General features: G+C 73.4%; 14 protein-coding genes. 6 read left to right on the forward strand and 8 right to left on the reverse strand.

What is annotated here, in order from left to right; translation table 11 throughout:
* Nucleotides 1-587 precede the first annotated feature (587 nt).
* Nucleotides 588-2621, forward strand: coding sequence for a GAF domain-containing sensor histidine kinase (locus FREUN1FDRAFT_RS12400; RefSeq protein WP_006540389.1), 2034 nt, complete (start codon nt 588-590; stop codon nt 2619-2621).
* Between the two features lie 142 nt (nt 2622-2763).
* On the opposite strand, the gene FREUN1FDRAFT_RS12405 is transcribed toward FREUN1FDRAFT_RS12400, so the two are convergent.
* The 5 genes from FREUN1FDRAFT_RS12405 to FREUN1FDRAFT_RS12425 form a co-directional block, all read right to left on the reverse strand.
* The gene (locus FREUN1FDRAFT_RS12405; protein ID WP_006540390.1) at nt 2764-3459 is read right to left on the reverse strand and encodes a response regulator transcription factor; all 696 of its coding nucleotides are present in this window, start codon (nt 3457-3459) and stop codon (nt 2764-2766) included.
* A gap of 409 nt (nt 3460-3868) precedes the next feature.
* Nucleotides 3869-5152 (reverse strand): MFS transporter, encoded by a 1284-nt coding sequence (locus FREUN1FDRAFT_RS12410; RefSeq protein WP_006540391.1) that lies wholly within the window; start codon nt 5150-5152, stop codon nt 3869-3871.
* Nucleotides 5153-5313: 161 nt separating this feature from the next.
* Nucleotides 5314-6192, reverse strand: a complete 879-nt coding sequence (locus tag FREUN1FDRAFT_RS12415; RefSeq protein ID WP_006540392.1) for a rhomboid family intramembrane serine protease — start codon at nt 6190-6192, stop codon at nt 5314-5316.
* Nucleotides 6193-6403: 211 nt separating this feature from the next.
* Complete coding sequence (locus tag FREUN1FDRAFT_RS12420) at nt 6404-6715, reverse strand: zf-TFIIB domain-containing protein (RefSeq protein WP_006540393.1); 312 nt, start codon at nt 6713-6715, stop codon at nt 6404-6406.
* 533 nt (nt 6716-7248) lie between these two features.
* Nucleotides 7249-8319, reverse strand: coding sequence for a phosphotransferase family protein (locus FREUN1FDRAFT_RS12425; RefSeq protein ID WP_006540394.1), 1071 nt, complete (start codon nt 8317-8319; stop codon nt 7249-7251).
* A 217-nt stretch (nt 8320-8536) separates the two neighbouring features.
* On the opposite strand from FREUN1FDRAFT_RS12425, the gene pepN reads away from it, so the two are divergent.
* Nucleotides 8537-11215, forward strand: a complete 2679-nt coding sequence (gene pepN, locus FREUN1FDRAFT_RS12430) for an aminopeptidase N (protein ID WP_006540395.1) — start codon at nt 8537-8539, stop codon at nt 11213-11215.
* Between the two features lie 19 nt (nt 11216-11234).
* On the opposite strand, the gene FREUN1FDRAFT_RS12435 is transcribed toward pepN, so the two are convergent.
* The 3 genes from FREUN1FDRAFT_RS12435 to FREUN1FDRAFT_RS12445 all read right to left on the reverse strand — a co-directional run bounded on the left by FREUN1FDRAFT_RS12435 (nt 11235) and on the right by FREUN1FDRAFT_RS12445 (nt 13550).
* Nucleotides 11235-12056 (reverse strand): enoyl-CoA hydratase/isomerase family protein, encoded by an 822-nt coding sequence (locus FREUN1FDRAFT_RS12435; protein WP_006540396.1) that lies wholly within the window; start codon nt 12054-12056, stop codon nt 11235-11237.
* A 215-nt stretch (nt 12057-12271) separates the two neighbouring features.
* Nucleotides 12272-13267 (reverse strand): hypothetical protein, encoded by a 996-nt coding sequence (locus tag FREUN1FDRAFT_RS12440; RefSeq protein ID WP_006540397.1) that lies wholly within the window; start codon nt 13265-13267, stop codon nt 12272-12274.
* 34 nt (nt 13268-13301) lie between these two features.
* Nucleotides 13302-13550 (reverse strand): hypothetical protein, encoded by a 249-nt coding sequence (locus FREUN1FDRAFT_RS12445; RefSeq protein WP_006540398.1) that lies wholly within the window; start codon nt 13548-13550, stop codon nt 13302-13304.
* Nucleotides 13551-13770: 220 nt separating this feature from the next.
* Here FREUN1FDRAFT_RS12445 and FREUN1FDRAFT_RS12450 point away from each other — a divergent pair, with 220 nt between their 5' ends.
* The 4 genes from FREUN1FDRAFT_RS12450 to FREUN1FDRAFT_RS12465 all read left to right on the forward strand — a co-directional run bounded on the left by FREUN1FDRAFT_RS12450 (nt 13771) and on the right by FREUN1FDRAFT_RS12465 (nt 17924).
* Nucleotides 13771-15996: a hypothetical protein gene (locus FREUN1FDRAFT_RS12450; RefSeq protein WP_006540399.1), complete on the forward strand. Its 2226-nt coding sequence runs from the start codon at nt 13771-13773 to the stop codon at nt 15994-15996.
* Between the two features lie 155 nt (nt 15997-16151).
* Entirely contained in the window at nt 16152-17069 is a 918-nt protein-coding gene (locus FREUN1FDRAFT_RS12455) for an AfsR/SARP family transcriptional regulator (RefSeq protein WP_006540400.1), read from the forward strand.
* A gap of 1 nt (nt 17070) precedes the next feature.
* Nucleotides 17071-17325, forward strand: coding sequence for a lasso peptide biosynthesis PqqD family chaperone (locus FREUN1FDRAFT_RS12460; RefSeq protein ID WP_006540401.1), 255 nt, complete (start codon nt 17071-17073; stop codon nt 17323-17325).
* 113 nt (nt 17326-17438) lie between these two features.
* The gene (locus tag FREUN1FDRAFT_RS12465) at nt 17439-17924 is read left to right on the forward strand and encodes a lasso peptide biosynthesis B2 protein (RefSeq protein ID WP_083828670.1); all 486 of its coding nucleotides are present in this window, start codon (nt 17439-17441) and stop codon (nt 17922-17924) included.
* Nucleotides 17925-18063: the final 139 nt, after the last annotated feature.

An 18063-nucleotide genomic window follows, 5' to 3' on the forward strand; every position in this document is an offset into this window, starting at 1 on the left:
GCCGCGTGTAGGCGCTTCGGCAGCCACGTGCGAACCGGCAGCTACACCGCAGCCATGCCCTGGAGCGCCTGCGCCGCGCTCGGGCGGTCTCGTCGCTCTCGCCCCGCCAGGTCCACGGCCTGCGGGCCACCGTTGGCGGAGCCACCGACGGGGGTTGGCCGCAGGTGGGGCGGGCCCTGCCCGCAGCAGGTCACCGTGGCGAGAAGTAGGAGGGCTCCCGGTACGCGGACGCCGCCGAGCGGGCCGCGGCGGCGCACCCGGCGCCACGAAGAACCCGCAGCGGCGTGGAGCTGCCAGGGGGCGACGAGGCGGCGCAGCGCCGTGTCGGACCTGAGGGCAGGCTGCGCGGCGTGACGCCGCGGCCTGCGAACGTCAGGCCCGGGTCATACAGGCCGCGGCAACGACCCTGCTCAGGTCGGTCACGCGGTCGCTGTGCAGAAGAAAGCCAGAGGCGGCCATGCATGAACTGTACGCCAACGCGGTGCGGTCTCGTGGCAGGGCGCAGTTCGTTCGATACACCCGGCAGTGTCCCAGACCGGCGCCTGTCTGGTTATCGTCACGTGAGGCCTGTGGACGGGAGATGCGAGATGGTCCAGACCGGCTCGGGGCCGGACGCACTCGTGGCCTCGGTGGGCAGCGCTGGTTCCAGCGGAAGTGCACACGGCCCGCCGACGACGCCGACGGGGGAGATCTTCACGGTTCAGAGCCGCATGCGCGGCCTGCTGGACGCCGTCGTCGACGTCGCCCGTGAGCTGAGCCTCCCCGTCACCCTGCACCGCATCGCACAGGCGGCGCGCTCGCTGGTGGACTGCGAGCTGGGCGTGCTGGGGGTGCTGGGCCCGGACGGTGAGATCACGGACCTGATCAGCGGCGGTGGGACCGGTGACGAGGTCCCGGCCGGCATCGTCCGGATGCCGCGCGGGCGGGGCCTGATCGGCGAGCCCGCCGGGGAGAATCCGGCGCCGGCCGCGGCGGTGACAGGCGCGGTTGTCGTGTCGCCCCAGGCCCTCGGCTTCCCGCCCGGCGGCTGCAGCTTCCGGACCTTCCTGCGGGTGCCGATCGCCGTGCGCGGCGAGGCGTTCGGGAATCTGTACCTCGCCGGCAAACGCGGCCCGGAGTTCACTCAGGAGGACGAGGACCTCGTCGGCGCACTGGCCGCCGCGGTGGGCTTCGCCATCGAGAACGCACGTCTCTACGAGGCGGCCAGGCGGCGTCAGGCGTGGCTCACGGCGAGCGCCGAGATCACCACGGCGCTGCTGTCGGTGGCGGAGCCGGTCGAGGCACTCGGGCTCGTCGCGCGGCGGGCCAGGCAGGTCACCTCGGCACGCCTGGCCGCGATCGTCTCGCCGGCGCGCACGGCCCGCGCGGGCGCCGCCGGGCCGGCCCTGACCAGCCCGTGGCGGCCGGCGGCGGCGCCCGGTGTGCCCGGTGCGTACGGCTCCTCGGGTTCCTCGGACGACTCCGATCCGTCCGGTGTCCTGGGTGCGTCCGGTGCGTCCGGTGCGTCCGGTGTGCCGGGTGCGTCCGGCGACGGGTTCGCGGTGCCGCTGGAGATCGCGGTGGCCGACGGGGCGGGCGCGGAGAGCCTGCAGGGGCGGACCCTGCCCGAGTCGACGGGCCTGCTCGGCGTCATGCAGGCCGGCCGGGCCAGGATCATCCCGCCGGAGCGGGTGGACCCCGCGGCCCGCGATCTGCTGGGCGAGGTCGTCGACGGGCTCGAGATCGGCGCCGTGATGATCGTTCCGCTGTTGGCGGCGGGGCGGCCGCTGGGGCTTCTGGTGCTTGCGGCACCCCCGGGAGTGGCCGTCTTCGAGCACCTCGACCTGGAGATGGCGGCGGCGTTCGCCGGGCATGCGGCCCTCGCACTGGAGATGGCCCGGGTGCAGCGCGAGCGGGAGCGGCTCGCCGTGTTCGAGGAACGCGACCGCATCGCCCGGGATCTGCACGACGTGGTCATCCAGCGGCTGTTCGCCACCGGTCTGCAGATCCAGGGTCTGTCGCGGGTGATCGACGGCCCCGCGGCGGCCCGGCTGACCTCCGCCGTCCGCGAGCTGGATCAGACGATCGCCGACATCCGGCAGACGATCTTCTCGCTGACGGCGGCCTCCGGGGCGGTCGACCTGCGGGCCGAGATCGCGGCGATCGTCGCCCAGGCCGAACAGGCGCTCGCCATCCGGCCGACCGTGCGCATCGACGGCCCGGTCGACCGCGGCATACCCACGGTGATTCACCCGCATCTGCTGGCAGCCATCCGTGAGGCGCTGTCGAACATCGCTCGCCACGCTCGGGCCACCCGGATCCAGGTGCTCGTACGGGTCACCAACACGGACGTCTCGGTCCAGGTGCGCGACGACGGCTGTGGCCCTGGTGGTGCCTCCCGCAGCAGCGGCCTGGCGAACCTTCGCCGCCGCGCGCTCGACCTGGGCGGCCGGATGGAGTTCGGCCCGGGGGAGGGCGGCATCGGGACCACCGTGCGGTGGCATGTCCCACTGGTTCAGCCGGTTCCGGTGCCGCGGGCGCTGAGCCGGCCGGGCCGTACGGCCCAGCCTCCGAATATCACGACCCCGGGCGGCGTGGTGGACCCCGGAAGCCACGGCGACAGAGCCCCAGGGGCGCTCTGAGCGCCCGGACGGCGCCCTGTGGCCGAGCGCTCGGGAGCCGGTGGGTGTGCCAGCGGGAGCCGGTGGGTGTGCCAGGCCGACAGCGTGGGTCAGGTCGACAGTGTGGGTCAGGTCGACCGTACGGGTCGGGTCACGGCGTGGGTCAGGTCGACAGCTTGGTGGCGAACACCGCCGCCTGTGTCCGGCTCTCCATACCGAGCTTGGCGAGCATGCTCGACACGTAGTTCTTGACGGTCTTCTCGGCCAGGAACATGCGCGCGGCGATCTGGCGGTTCGTGAGCCCCTCCGCGATGAGGGACAGGATCCGCCGCTCCTGGTCGGTGAGGCCGGAGAGCCGCTCGTCCTCGACCGGACCTTCCCGCAGCCGGTAGAGCACCCGTGAGGTCACCGCCGGGTCGAGCAGGGACTGCCCTGCCGCCACCTGGCGCACCGCGTCGACGAGGGCGTTGCCGCGGATCTGCTTGAGTACGTAGCCCGCTGCCCCGGCCATGATGGCGGTGAACAACGCGTCCTCGTCGTCGAACGAGGTGAGGATCAGGCACGCGATCTCCGGGGCGTGGGAGCGGACGTGCCGGCACACCTCGATGCCGCTGCCCTCCTGAAGGCGCGCGTCGAGAACGGCCACGTCCGGCCGGAGCATGATGATCTCTGCGATCGCGTCGTCCGCGCGCCCCGCCTCGCCGACCACGACGATGTCGGCCTCGTCGGACAACAGGTCGCGCAGCCCGCGGCGCACGACCTCGTGATCGTCGAGGAGGAAGACGCGGATCGACCCCGGGCGCGACGACCTGACAGGCGCTGCGCCGGTTTCGGGACTGCCCGTCGTTAGCTCTGCCACCGTTGACTCCGCCCGACCCCGCCGTCGTTGAAGACCGTCATCATCGTTGAGGGCACGCGCCATCGTTGAGCCTTTTCCGTCTCACGTTTGTCGAGTGCCGTAGCCGCAGGGCCGTAGCCACAGGACAGAGTCGACGATGGAAAAGGCTCATTGAAGGCCGTCGCCTTATGTCACGTGCAGCACGCAGATTATAACTCTCCCGATCGGGGACTCCGGTGGGTTCGGTCGTTGTGGGGCGGTGCTCCGGACCGGCGCCGACCGCGATCCACTCCGGATGGAGGGCGGGCTCGACGGGTGGCGGCCGGCCGGTGTCGCTCTTTGGTTGCCTATCCGTCGCTTTTTCCGAGATGTCTGATGGCTGCCCGACCGCCGCTGGTCGCCCTTCCATCACCGTGCGATCGCGGCGTGGTCACAGTGCGGTGGTCGCCCTGGCGGGGGCTGCCCCGCCACGGTCGAGGGCGGTGGCGGCGGGCTGGGCGGCTCCGACGCCCGGCCGTGACGCCGCGGGACCGTGTCGCGAGGCGATGGCCCGGCGCCCCAGCAGCGCGGCGATGCCGATGGTCAGGCCGGCCACCGCGGTGACGAGCAGCCCGTGATGCGCGCCGCCGCTGTCGACGAGCATGCCCGCGACGGGTGTGCCGGCCGCGAGCCCGCTGACGACGGCCATGGTCAGCCAGGTGAAGCCCTCGGTCCGGGCCTGGGCGCCCACCAGCCGCTCGACCAGTGCGTTTCCGGTGATCAGCGTGGGCGACGAGGTGGCCCCGGCCAGTAGTGCGAGCGGGATCATCAGCGGCAGGGTCACGCCTGCGAGTGGCAACGTCATGCCGAACGCCATGAAGGTGGCGGCCCGCAGGAAGCGGTCGGGCAGCGGTCGGGACTGTGCCCGCGCGCCGTAGACGAGCCCGGAGAGGGCGGAGCCGCCGGCGAACAGGCCGACCAGCAGGCCGCCGACCGCGGCCAGGCCCTCCTCGCGGGCGAAGGCGACCATCGACACGTCCACCCCGCCGAACGCGATGCCGATACAGAAGAAGACCACGAGCACAGTACGAGTTCCGGGATCGTGCAGCATTCGTGGCCTTGTAGTGATCTCTGCATCGCGTGGTCCCGGGTCGGTGTCCCGCAGGAACACCAACGCCGTGGTCCCGGCGGTGAGAAAGACCATCGCCGCGATCAGCCCGGCCGCCGGCGTGACGAGCACGGCGAGCATGGTGACCAGGACCGGCCCGAGCACGAAGACCAGCTCGTCGAGCGCGGACTCCAGCGCGAGGGCGGTGCCAAGCAGCTCGTCCCCGGAGAGCCGGGCACTCCAGCGGGCCCGGGAGCACGCGGCCACCGGCGGCAGCGAACCGCCGGCCACCAGGGCGGCGGCGAACCAGACCGGGCGGGGTGCGCCGGCGGCCACGGTGGCGATGAGCGCCGCCATGGCCGCCAGATGGCAGACCAGGCAGGCGAGCAGCACCCGGGCCTGCCCGAGGCGGTCGAGCGCGCGCCCGAGGCGGGGTGCGAGCAGGGCCTCGCCCACCGCGCTGGTCGCCGCGACCGCGCCACCGAGCCCGTAGGAGCCCGTCCTGGCCTGGATGAACAGGACGGTTCCAACGGAGACCATCGCGATGGGAAGCCGGCCGATGAACGCCGCGGGCACGAAGCGGACGGCGCCCGGCGTCGCCAGGGCGCGGTGATATGCGGTGGTCATAACCGGATTCACACTGCCCCATCGGACAGGCCCGTGACCAGCGATTTTGTGCCACATCTGAGCGGCCGGCCAGATGGGGCGGCCGGTGAGACGCGGCGGCCGGTCAGATGCGGCGGGGGCTCCGGCTGCGGTGTATGGCGCCCACTGCGGGAGCCCTCGTCTCAGCCGCGGTGGCGGGGCCGGGACGCACGACGCGCCCCACCAAGGCCGGGCGGCTCCCGGACCCACCGCGGCTGCGCCGCCTGGCGGGGCGAGGGCCCTGCGGCGCGCAGGCGCTGGACGAACGGGGCGACCAGCACGGCACCGAGCACGAAGCCGACCACATGGGCGCCGTAGGCGACGCTCCCGCCACCGGAGACGCCGATACCGGTGAAGTACAGGTACTGCAACGCGAACCAGAACCCCAGCACGATCCAGGCCGGCAGCCAGAAGGGCAGGAAGAACAGAACCGAGACAAGGCCGATCACCCGGGCGCGCGGGAACACGACGAGGTAGGCGCCGAGTACCCCGGCGACAGCGCCCGAGGCGCCGATGAGGGTGTCGGTGGTCTGGCCCTCGAAGAGAGCGAAGCCGTAGGCGGCCGACATCCCGCAGGCCAGGTAGAACAGCAGGTACAGCAGGCGGCCCATCCGATCCTCGATGTTGTTGCCGAAGACGCCGAGGAACAGCATGTTGCCGATGAGGTGCAGCCAGCTTCCGTGCAGGAACATCGAGCTGAGCGCGGACAGCACCGGTGACTTGTGGAACGTCGCCGGCGACTCCGCCAGGCACCCGACCCGGCCCTGGCTGTCCACCGTGAGCCGCCCGGAAGCCGCCGACGGAAGCTGCCTGTTGGTGAGCAGCTCCTTGGGGATCGCGCCCCACTCCGCGTAGAAGCGCTGCTGTTCGCAGACGTTCTGCGGGCGCGAGGCCTGCACGCCGGCGACCGAGCTGACCATGGGCGTGAAGAACACGAAGACCACGACGTTGGCCGCGATCAGCAGCCAGGTGATGACCGGTCTGCGCCGCAGCGGGTTGATGTCGTGAATCGGAATGACCACGACGTCATCCTGCCGTACCCGATCGAGTCGGTCGCATCGTCTCCACCATCGCGATGGCCGGGCGGGCAGGTGCCGGGATGCGCGCGGGCCGCCTGCCGCCCCCGCCAGGCCCTGGCGCCCGCCCTCCCGCGGGGGACGTCCTCACGGGGACGCACTCGTGGGGAGGGCACGGCGCCTCAGGACGAGAACGGTTCCAGGGCCGAGAACAGTCTCAGGAGGAGAACAGGAGGCGGGTGAGCCGCCCGTGCCCGTAACCGTGCCCATAGCCGTGGCCGTGGCTGTGGCCGTGCGAGCCCCAGGCAGGCTGGCTGTAGTGGCCACCGGGCGGCGGCATCGGCGCGGGCGGGGGCGCCGGCTGCGACCACTGGGACTCGAGCCGGGTGATGGCCTCGAGCTCGCCGTAGTCCAGGAAGATCCCGCGGCAGTTGTCGCACTGCTCGATCTGGACTCCACTACGGGTGTAGGTCCGCATCGCGCCATGGCACTTGGGGCATACCAGGCCATGTCCAACAGAGTAGTTCATCCCTACCCTTTCCATGCGTACAGTCGCGCCGTGGGGCGGAAGCTACGCCACGGCGCTCACCTACGATCGCCAGGGGTCGCTCCGGGCGGGCCCTCGGCGCGGAGGACCAGCGAGAGATTATCCGTCGATGGTCAACAGAGGCGAGGTCCGCACTTGGTCGGCAGGCCGACTGGACCAGGCCGACTGGACCAGGACGAGTGAAAACGGTGCCGTCACCTCGCACCGACCTCGCACCGACCTCGTGCTGAGCGGTGGTCGGACGCTGTGATGTCCGGCTCCGGCGGAGTCCATAGTCCGTGAACGGGGCCCCGGGCGTCGTCGGACGTCGGGCAGGTGACAGGGTGCGGCGTTGCCATTCCCGGGCAACCGCTGCCGCCGCTGATTCTGAGCAAGAAGTGACGATTATGGCTGCGGCAGCGACCGAAACCCTCACTTCTTGCGGATTGTCAAGTGACTCCGGGCCTTTTTGTCCTGTTAGTGTGAATTGTTCGCGCTGTGCGGCTGCGCGGGATCCCCGCGCCCGGCATTCGTGATCAGGTGCCCGAGGCCAGTCGGCGGGCGCAGTCGAGGAAGGCCCGGGCTCCTTCGTCGAACGGGGTGCCGCGCAGCAGGTGGTCGGTGATCGCGCCCGCCGCGTACTGCACGGTCACCGCCCGGGCCGGTCCGTCCACCGCCGCCCAGGGATCCGGGTCGGCGCCGAGGGCGACCCCGCCCGCGCCCCGGTAGGCGTCGACGAAGCGTGACCAGACAGCGCCGGGAAGCACGCCGGCGGCGAACCACGCGGCTGGGCGGGCCAGGTCCCAGGCGGGGTCGCCCCAGCCCAGGTCGTCGATGTCGATGATCCGCCAGCACTGGCCGGCGGTGGTGGTGGCGGTGGCATCCGGCTCGCGGGGCGCCCGGACGACCTGCCCGAGGTGCCAGTCGCCGTGGATCAGCGCCACCCGCCCGCCCGGCCGGCTCGGTGCCTCCCGCAGCCAGGGTGGCAGTGCCGCGTGCGCGCGGCGGACGTCCTCGGCGAGACGGAGGATCTCCGCGGCTACGGGTCCTGCCGATCCTTCGCCCGCGTTCGAGAGCCCTGTCTCCATGTGGTCCATGACGCGCTGCAGGCGGGTGCAGACCCCGGCGGGTGGCACGCTCAGGGGGTGCAGGGCCGCGAGGTCCGTGGCGTGCAGGCGGGCGAGCAGCTCGGCGGCGGCCTCCCAGGGAGCGGCCTCGACGTCCCGCTCGACCTCGGCGAGGCCCAGCGCCGTCGCGGCCGGCCAGGCGGTGACGAGCCGGCCGTCGATGGTGGCGAGCAGCTCGCCCTGGATGCCCAGTCCACCCTGGATGCCCAGCCCATCGTCCTCACCGTCCCCGGTTCCGAGACGCAGCGGGGGCAGGAACAACGGAGCCAGCCGTGGGTCCGCGGCGAGGCGCAGCCGGGCCAGCAGCGGGCCGGCGGCCTCCTCGGCCATGTGGGTCTTGACGACGATGTCACCGTGGCGAACGACGTGCCGGCCCTTGCGGTCGGTGAGGACCTCCCCGCCCGGTCGGGTCAGCTCGCCCGCGCCCACCGTCCGTGGTGTGGCGCGCGGGCCGGCGCTCTCGGTATGACCGGTGCTCATCGAGCCTTTTCCATAGTCGACCCGGGCCTGTGGCGGCCCTGACCGCGCGCCGTGAGTTGGAGAAGGCTCATTGGTCTGATTCTCCGCCTGGTTGTCGGCGGATGACCACGGGCCGCCCGGGGATCACGGGCCGCCGGGACCACTGGGCGCCCTGATGCAGCCCACCCCGCTCGACCCGTCCGGTGTGCTTGGCCCGGTCGGCCACTAACGTCGGCTGATGCAGCCGCTGAGCCAGGCCGAGGCCGTCGCGCGAGCCGAGCTCGTCCAGGTCCGTTCCTACGACGTCGATCTGGACCTGACCGGGGCGCCGGACGGCCCGCGGTTCACCTCGACGACCACGGTGTCGTTCACCTGCCGGGTTCCGGGCGCCAGCACGTTCGTCGACGTCAAGGCCGTCTCGCTGGACCTGGTCCGGCTCAACGGCCGGGAGCTCGGCGCGTCGCCCGCGCCCGACGGCCGGCTTGTGCTGACCGACCTGGACGTCGAGAACACCCTGGTCGTCCGGGCGACGATGGCGTGCACGAACACCGGGGAGGGGCTGCACCGGTTCACCGACAGCGAGGACGGCGAGGTCTACCTCTACGCGCAGTCCTTCCTCGACGACGCGGCGCGGATCTTCGCCTGTTTCGACCAGCCCGACCTCAAGGCACCACTGCGGCTGGCCGTGTCCGCTCCGGGCGGCTGGGAGGTGCGGGCGAACGGTGCGGGGAGGCAGGTGGCACCGGGCCGCTGGGAGTTCGAGCCCACCGCCCCGCTGGCCACCTATGTGGTCTCTCTGGTGGCCGGGCCGTATCGGGTGTGGAGCCGCACCCACGACGAGGTCCCCCTGGCGCTGCTGTGCCGCCGGTCGCTCGCGCCCTATCTGGAGGCGCAGGCGGCGGAGATCTTCCAGATCACCACCGAGTGCCTTGATCATTACCACGAGCTGTTCGGTATTCGCTATCCGTTCGGAAAGTACGACCAGGCGTTCGTGCCCGAGTTCAACATGGGCGCGATGGAGAATCCGGGCCTGGTCGTCTTCCGCGACGAGCTGGTGTTCCGGTCCGCGGTGACCGAGGCCGAACGGGAGCGCCGTGCCGTCGTGATCGCCCACGAGATGGCCCACATGTGGTTCGGCGACCTGGTGACCATGCGCTGGTGGGACGACCTGTGGCTCAACGAGTCGTTCGCCGAGTACATGGGCACCCGGGTGACGGCGGCGGCCACCGGTTTCACCGAGGCTTGGACGAGCTTCGCGGTGGGCCGCAAGAGCTGGGGCTACGCGGCCGACCAGCGCCCGTCCACCCATCCGGTGGCGCCGCCCGCCGTCGCGGACACCGCCGCCGCGCTGCTCAACTTCGACGGCATCTCGTATGCGAAGGGTGCCTCGGCGCTGCGCCAGCTCGTCGAATGGGTGGGGGACGAGGCGTTCCTGGCCGGGCTGCGCGCGTACTTCACCGCGCACGCCTATGGCAGCGCCACCCTGGCCGACCTGCTGGCGGCGCTGGAGCAGGCCAGCGGCCGGGACCTGGCAGGCTGGGCGCAGGCCTGGCTGCGCCGGCCCCGGCTCGACACGCTGCGGCCGCGGGTCAGCCTGGACGAACAGGGCGCCTACGCGGCGGTCGAGATCGTCCGGACAGAGCCGGCCGGGGAGCCCGCGGCGCGGCCGCACCGGGTGGGGATCGGCGTGTTCGACGCGCCCGCCCAGGGTGGTCCGGTGACGCTCGTGCGCCGGGCGACGGTCGACCTCGAGCCGACGGCCCCCGGCGGGCGCACGCCGGTGCCGCAGCTCCTCGGCACCCGGCCGGGTCGGCTGCTGCTGGTCAACGAGGGCGACCTGACGTACGCGAAGATCAGGTTCGGGCCGGAGGACCTGGCGCGGCTCGGCGCGGTGCTGGCCGATCTCGCGGATCCGCTGGCGCGGTCCGTCGTGTGGTCCGCTGCCGCCGACCTGACCCGGGACGCGGAGTGGCCGGCGGCCGACTACCTGACGTTGGCGGCTCGGGCGTTGCCCACCGAACGCTCGGTCGCGGTGCTCGAGGACGCGCTCGGCTTCGCGGTCGGCACGGTCGTGCACTGCTACCTGCCGGAAGGGGACCGCTCGGCCGCCCGGCGCATGGTCGTCGACGCCTGCCGGTCGGTGATCGACCGGGCTGCCGGGCCGGCCCCGGCCGGCGCGTCGGCCGGATCGGCCGGATCGGCTGGGGCTGGCGGTGGTGCCGGGCCTGGTGGCGCTGCCGGGGCCGGGGCCGGGCTGGTGCTCGCCGCGGCCCGCGGGCTGGTGTCGTGCGCCGAACGGCCGGAGGTGGCGCGGCTTCGGGGCTGGTTGGTGGGCCGGGACGTCCCGGCCGGGCTGGTCGTCGACCCGGACCTGCGCTGGCGCCTGCTCGACCGCCTGGTGGCGTTGGACGAGGCCGGCGAGGCGCAGATCGCGGCGGAGCTCGACAACGACCCCAGCAGCCGTGGCATCGAGCAGGCGGCGCGGATCCGGGCCGCGGTCGGCGACCCGGCGGCGAAGGCCCGGGCCTGGCGGACCGTCACCGCGGACGAGGCGATGTCGGTGCGGCTGGTCGCCGCGACGGCGCAGGGCTTCTGGCAGCCGGACCAGGGCGATCTCACCGATCCCTACGTCGAGCGGTATTTCGCCGAGCTGCCCCGGGTGGCGGCGCGGCGCTCACCGCACGCCGTCCGGCAGGTCGCGGCGGCGGCGTTTCCGCGATACGCGGTGCGGCCGGCCACCCTGGCCGCGGCGGAGAGCCTGCTCGCCGGCCCGGACGCGGGACCCGTGCTCTCCCGGGTCGTCATGGACGCGGCCGACGACCTGCGCAGGGCCGTGGCGGCCCGGGAGGTCCACCGGCGGGCCTGCCCGCGGGGATGGCCGGGTGTGCCCGCCGACGGTGCCGCGGCCAGCGGTTGACGGGTCAGCGGTTGCCGGGTCAGCGGTTGACGAAGGTCGGGGCGCGCCGCTCGCCGAACGCGGCGCGGGCCTCGGCGTAGTCCTCGGTGGACTGCACGACCGCCATGTGGGACGCGATGAGGTCCAGGTTCGTCCGCAGGTCGAGGTTCTGGGACTGGTAGACGGCTCGCTTGATCATCGCGGTCGAGATGGGGGACATCGCCGCGAGGCGACCGGCGAAGGCGTAGGTTTCGTCGAGCAGGACCGCGTCGTCGTAGACACGGTTGACCATGCCGATCCGCTCCGCCTCGACGCCGTCCACCGTGTCGCCGCTGAGCAGCAGCTCCAGGGCCTTCGCCGGCCCGACCAGGCGGGGGAGCAGGTAGGTTCCACCGTCGCCGGGAACCAGGCCGATCCTGATGTAGCCCTCGGACAGGCGCGCGGAGCGGCCCGCGAACCGCAGGTCGCACATGAGCGCCATGTCGAGCCCGGCACCGACCGCCACGCCGCTGATCGCCGCGATCAGCGGCTTGCTCAGATCCAGCACCGCCCGGGCGACCTTGTGGACGCCTTCGGTGAGCATCCGGCGGCGCGCGATCGGGGTGGGCTCGATCCCGCTGAGGACCGCCAGGTCGATGCCGGAACAGAAGGCCCCACCGGCCCCGGTCACCACCACGACCCGCACAGCCGGGTCCGCCTCGGCGGTCCGCAGGACCTCCGCCCACCTGTCGATCATGGTGAGGGTGAAGGCGTTCTTGAGGTGGGGCCGGTTCAGGGTGATCGTGGCGATCCCGTCGGAAACCGAGTAGATCAGCTCGTCGGGCTCGGCCGTGTCGGTCCCGGGCAGGTTCTCGTCGCTCATCTGGCTGTTCCTACCAGCCCGGTCCGGCAGAGGCCGGCCGACGTGGGGTAGCAGGCATTCTCCGGCCACGGCCCGGCAGGTGCCGGGGCAGGCACCGGCTGGCCGGGTACTGGCCGCAACCCGCAGGCACCGACGGGCCGGCCCGCCCACGGGGCTGCGGCCCCGAGGGCGGGCGGGTTGTCGGGGAGGTACGCGGGGACCTGCCCCGGTCGGGGTCAGTGCGGGCGCTCCCACCAGTGGTGCCGCCCGGAGCGCGCGCCCGAGCCGGCGCCGATCGGCGCGTTCTGGTCGGCACGGCGCTCCTGTTCGGCCCGCTCGCGGTCGCTCATCGCCCGCCCGGCGGCTTCCTGGTCGGCACCGGTGCCCGGCCCACGGTGGCCGTCGGCGCCGTGGGTGTCGACGGCGCCGTGCCTGTCGACAGCGTGGTCGGCCGAGGCGCGCGGCTCAGCGTGCCCGTTGTGGAACCGGCGCGGTTCGTCCGGGTAGACCGAGGCCTCGTCGAGCCGGTCGGACCCGGCGCCCACCGGCTCGCGGCCGGCCGGTTCGCGCCCAGCGGACTCGCGACCGGCGTACTCGCGGTCCGCGTATTCGCGATCGGTGTACGAGCGGTCCGCGTACTCGCGGTCGGCGGGTGCCGCGGCGGCGCCGACCTCGGCGTGACGTCGGTGCCCGCGGGCGGGCCGACCGGTGGGCTCGGCCATCCCGAGCCGGCGGTTGCGGGCGGCGGCGACGTCACGCACACCGACCACGCTGAGCCGGCCCAGGGCGCTGGAACCGAGGAACAGGATCAACGAGCCCAGCCCGTAGAAGAAGCTGATCATGATCAGGGTCTGGCGGGTCTTCCCGCCGAGCGGCGTTCCGAGCGCCCCCGGATTCCAGATCTGGGACAGCGGAGCTCCGAGGACGAACCACAGGCCGGCCACCGCCGCCAGAGCCGCGCCGATCAAGGCGTTCGCCCGGTTGCGGCTGAGCATCAGGATCAGACCGGCCACGATCGCCACGATTCCGGGCAGCACCGACAGCCAGAACCGGTTCGCGGTCCAGGACCACGCATCGGTGGTGAAGCCGAAGTCGAAGTACGGCCCCACGAAGGGGATGAGCGCTCCCCACAGACCCGCCGCCACGAGCAGGAGCCCGCTGAGCGCGCCCTTGGTGCGCGGGACGTGCATCATGTCTCGGCCTCGTGGCCGTTCGATCACATTTGTGTCCATCGCTTCTTCCTCCCCGGCTGACCGGTCGTTGACCTCACCGCGGTCTGCGGTCGTTCGCCGACTGGGTATCGGTCGCCGACTGGGTCGTGGTGACGTGGGACATCACCCCCGCCGGCAACAGCGCGAGGGCTGCCAGTGCCGCGACGCCCGCGGCCAGCCCCAGCAGCACCCAGGCGTTGAGGATCATCCCGACGAGTGCGAGCACCACTCCGACGACGACGACTGCGGTCAGTGCCCAGACGAGGATTGGTCGCTGCTGGGCCGGGCTGGTGTGCACGGTCATCGGACACCTCGGTGTGGTTGGTGGCCGCGGTCTCGCACGCGGACCGTTCCGTATCGGGGTACCCCGGTCCGGCGCATCCCATCGGGGGATCCGGCCACCAAACGTGGGACGACCTCGGCTTTCGTGCCGGTCGCCGGCGCGGCGCTGGGTAGTCTGGCGTCCCATGGGCCGGCCGAGCCGTCCCCGTCGGGGAGGACCCCTGGCAGGGACCTGCCTGGCAGTGCTGGCCGCGGCCGTCTTCGCCCCGGTCGGTACCGCCGTGCTCGTGGTGCACGAGACCGCCCAGAACGCGGCCTTCTACCGCGGCGCGCTGGAGACCGCGCAGGTCCACGAGCGGATCAGCGACGAGGTCCTGACCGACCCCCGGCTGGCGGACGTGACCAGTGACCTGCTGGCCGATCTCCCCGTCGACCCCGACCTCGTCGTCGACAACCTGCAGCTTGTGGTCCCTCCGTCCGCGCTGCGCGGGCTGACCGACGGTGTCGCCGACAACGTGGCCGCCTACCTGGATGGCAGCCGGGCGGAGTTCGTCCTCGCGGTCGACCTGAGCCCGGTCCTGGACAACATCGGCCGGCTGGCGTCGGTCTACCTGGCCGGCCAGGTGTCCGGCGCCCCGCGCTACCGCACCGAGGACGTCGCCGCGGCCCTGCGCGACGTGCTCGACGGGGTGGACCGGGTGAGCCAGGGCCGCCCGCCGGCCTCCGTCCCCGAGATCGAGCTGACCGACGACCAGGCGGCCTGGGTGGCCGACCTGCTGCTGAGCAGGGTGGCGGAGCCCCGGCGGCCGCACGTGCGGGAGCAGGTGCTGGTCGCGCTGCGCTCCGGCGACCTCGGTGAGGCACTGGCGGTCGTCGGTCCGCTGATCTTCGCCGGGGACGTCTCGGCGGTCGCCGACCTGCGCGCCCGGCTCGCCGGCGGCGCCGTGCTCGACCTGGGACGTCCGCTGTCGGGCGGTCGCGGCGGATCGGCCGGGCTCGCGCTGCGGACGGTCCACGGGATCGGCGGCACGGGCATGGTGATCCTCGCGGCGCTCTGCTTCGCGCTGCCCGCCTGGGCCCTGGTGCGTGCGCTGCGCCCGCCCAGTCGGGCCGGTCCGCCTGGCCCGATCGGGCGGCCTGGTGCACCCGGACTGTATGGCCCGTCAGGTCGGCCTGGCCCGTCCGGGCGACGCGCCCCGTCGTCCCGGCCCGGGCCGGCGGCCGCGTTGCGGACGGTGAGCCTGGTGCTGGTCGCCGCCGGAGCGACCGCGACCGCGGCGAGCGTCGGGGTGACCGCCGCGATCGGCGATCCGCTGGTCGCGCTGCGCGGCCCCGACTCGCCGCTGCCGCCGGCGGGTCAGCGGCTGCTCGCCGACGTCGGGCAGGTACTCGTCGCCGACGTCCGGTCGACCTGGCTGGCCATGGCGGTCGTCCCGCTGCTGGCCGGGGGAGTGCTCGCGACCGTGTCAGCGCTGGCCAGCTACCTCTACCGGGCGCGGGGGCGGGTCCGGCGCCTGCTGGCGGTGGCCGGCGCGGCCCTGATGTTCCTCGGGGTGTCCTGGACGGTGCTGCCGGGCCAGGCGGGAACCGGCACCGCGTTCTGCAACGGCGGGGTCGACCTGTGCGCCCGGCGTTACCCGGACGTCCTCTATCCGACCACGCACAACGGCATGGCATCGGTGCGGGCGGGCTTCCTCGGCGCCGTGCAGGACCCGGACCTGGTCGGTCAGCTGGACAGCGGGATCCGGGCGCTGATGCTCGACGTCCATCACTGGACGACACCCGCCGAGGTCGAGTCGTTCCTGGGCGAGCTGCGCCCGGCCGCCCGCGAGGCCCTCGCCCCGTTCGCCACCGGGGCCCGCTCCGAGCGCCCCGGGCTCTGGCTCTGCCACGGGATCTGCCAGCTCGGCGCCACCGCGCTGGACGACGCGCTCGCCGGCGTCGCGGGCTGGCTCGCCCGCAACCCGGCCGAGGTCATCACCCTGATCCTGCAGGACGAGGTCCCGCCCGAACCGGTCATGGCCGCCTTCCGGGCCGCCGGCCTCGGGGACTATCTGGCCCGCCCGCCCGCACCGGGACGGTCGTGGCCCACGCTGGGGCAGATGATCGACCGCGGCCGGCGACTCGTCGTGTTCGCCGAGAACGGTGACGTACCGGGCACCTGGTACCGCAACTTCTTCCGCCTGAACGCGGATACACCGTTCGACGTGCGGATCCCCGGCGGTTTCAGCTGCCGGCTCGGCCGGGGCAACGCCCACCCGCAGATGCTGCTGATCAACCACTGGCTCACCGACCATGCCGCGACCCGGGCGGACGCGGCCCTGGTGAACACCGCGTCGGCGCTGGCCGCGCACACGGAGCAGTGCGCGGCCAGCGGGCTGCGGCCCACGTTTCTCGCCGTGAACTTCGCGACGGTCGGTGACCTGGTGCAGACCGTCGCGAACTACAACCGGCGCCGCCCACGCTGACGACCGATGCGGGCCGCCGCGGTGCGCCCGGCCAGCCCGCGGTGGCGGCCAGAGCCGTCGGACATTTCCGCCGGGGTGGAACGGACGCGACATCCCGCAGGTAGCCCGGCTGTCGTGCCGTTCGAGGACGGCGCCGTCGGGGGAGGAATCCGGCCATGGAATCGCGGCGGCACCTGCCCTTCCGGATTCTGGGGCCGGTGGAGGTAAGCGCGTCCGACGGCAGCGCCGTGCCCATCGCGCAGCCGAAGAAGCGGCGCCTGCTGTCGCTGCTGCTGCTGGTCCGTGGCCGGTGGGCGAGCACCGAGCACATCCGCGCCGTGCTGTGGGATGTCGACCCGCCACCGTCGGCCGTCGGCAACATCAAGACCTACGTCTCGGAACTGCGCCAGGTTCTGCCGGAGGGTGAGACCGCGGGCCTGGGCCGGATCCAGGGCCGGCACGGTGCGTACCGGCTCAACGCGGCGGCGACGGAGGTCGACGCCTGGCTGTTCGAGGATCTCGCCCGCCGCGGGCAGGACGCCCGCTGGAACGGCGACGCCGCCCGTGCCGTCGATCTGCTCGGCGACGCACTGGCGGTGTGGCGGGGCGAGCCCTACGAGGATCTTCCGGAGGAGGTCGTCCGTACTGAGGCGGCCCGGCTGCGGGAGCTGCGGGCCGTCGTCCACGAGGACCTCGCCGACGCGCTCCTCGACCGCGGCCAGTACGACCGGGCGCTGCCGATGCTGCGGGCGCTGACGTTGCAGTACCCGCTGCGGGAGAGGTTGTGGGAGCAGTTCCTGGTCGCGGCGAGCGGCTCCGGGCACCGCGCCGACGCGCTGGCCGCCTACCGCACGGCCTACGACCTGCTGTCCCAGGAGCTCGGGGTCGAGCCGAGCGTCGAGCTGCGCCGGATTCACGCCCAGGTGCTCGCCGGCGAGCCGGCCGAGACCGCCGCGGCGCGACGGGTCCGGCACGGAGCCGGTGCGCACCTCGCGGACCTCGCGGACCTCGCGGACCACGCGGACCACGCGGACCACGAGGGCCAGGGCGGCCGACCATGGCCCAGCGGTGCCGGACGAGAGGACGGATCCTGACATGTCAACCCAGCTGCGAGAGCATGTCGTCCGCACCCGCACCGACTACGGTGCTGTGCTGCTGGACGAGCGGACCGGCCGGTACTTCACGCTCAATCCGACCGCCGACGTGGCGGTCGGCGTCCTCGCCGGCGGCGGCACCCCCGACCAGGCCGCGCACGCGGTGACCGAGGCCTACGAGGTGGACACCGCCACCGCGCGGGCCGACATCGACGCGCTGGTCGCGCAGCTGCGCGACGCCGGGCTCGTCCGGTGACCATGGTGACCGCCCACGGCATCCGTGATCGGGCGTGCCGGCCCGGCGGACGTGGCCAGCCTCCGGGCGATGGCCCGGTCGGACGTCGTGCCCGCGCTGGGCTGCATGCCCCGATGCGACGTCGTGCCTACGCCGGGCGTGGTGGCCCCGCCTGGCGCGACGGCCGTTCCGGGCGCGGGCCCACCGGCTGGCGGCGGGCCGTGGACACCGTGGTCGCCGTGCCCGTCGTCGCGGTCGCCCGCGGGCTGACGAGGCTGCCGCCACGGCGGCTTCGGCGGGTGATGGAGGTGCTGGCGGCCGGTACCCGCCCGGCCGGGTACGGGCAGACGCTGGCCGCTATGGAGGCGGTCACGGCGGTGAGCCGGACCTGCCGTGGCCCGGCCGGATGCCTGCCGCGCGCGGTGGCGACCGCGCTGTTCTGCCGCGTTTCGGGGAGGTGGCCGACATGGCGGACCGGAGTCCGCGTCGCAGGCTCGTTCGCGGCGCACGCGTGGGTGGAGGCCGACGGGCTGACGGTCGGCGAGTCGTTTCCCCCGGATGCGTTCCGACCTGTGATCACAGTCCGGTCGCGGCCGCGGGGCCGGGTGCGTCCGCGGTGACGCCGGCCGCCGACGGGTGGCCGGCCGGGTGGCCGGACGGGGCGCCGCCGGTTCCGCCTGGCCACCCGGCCTACGCCGGCCCGCCGCCAGGACCCCCGCCGCCCGGCCCGCCGCCGGGTTTCCCGCCGTCCGGCCCGCC

Source organism: Parafrankia sp. EUN1f (genome assembly GCF_000177675.1).
Classification (GTDB): domain Bacteria; phylum Actinomycetota; class Actinomycetes; order Frankiales; family Frankiaceae; genus Parafrankia.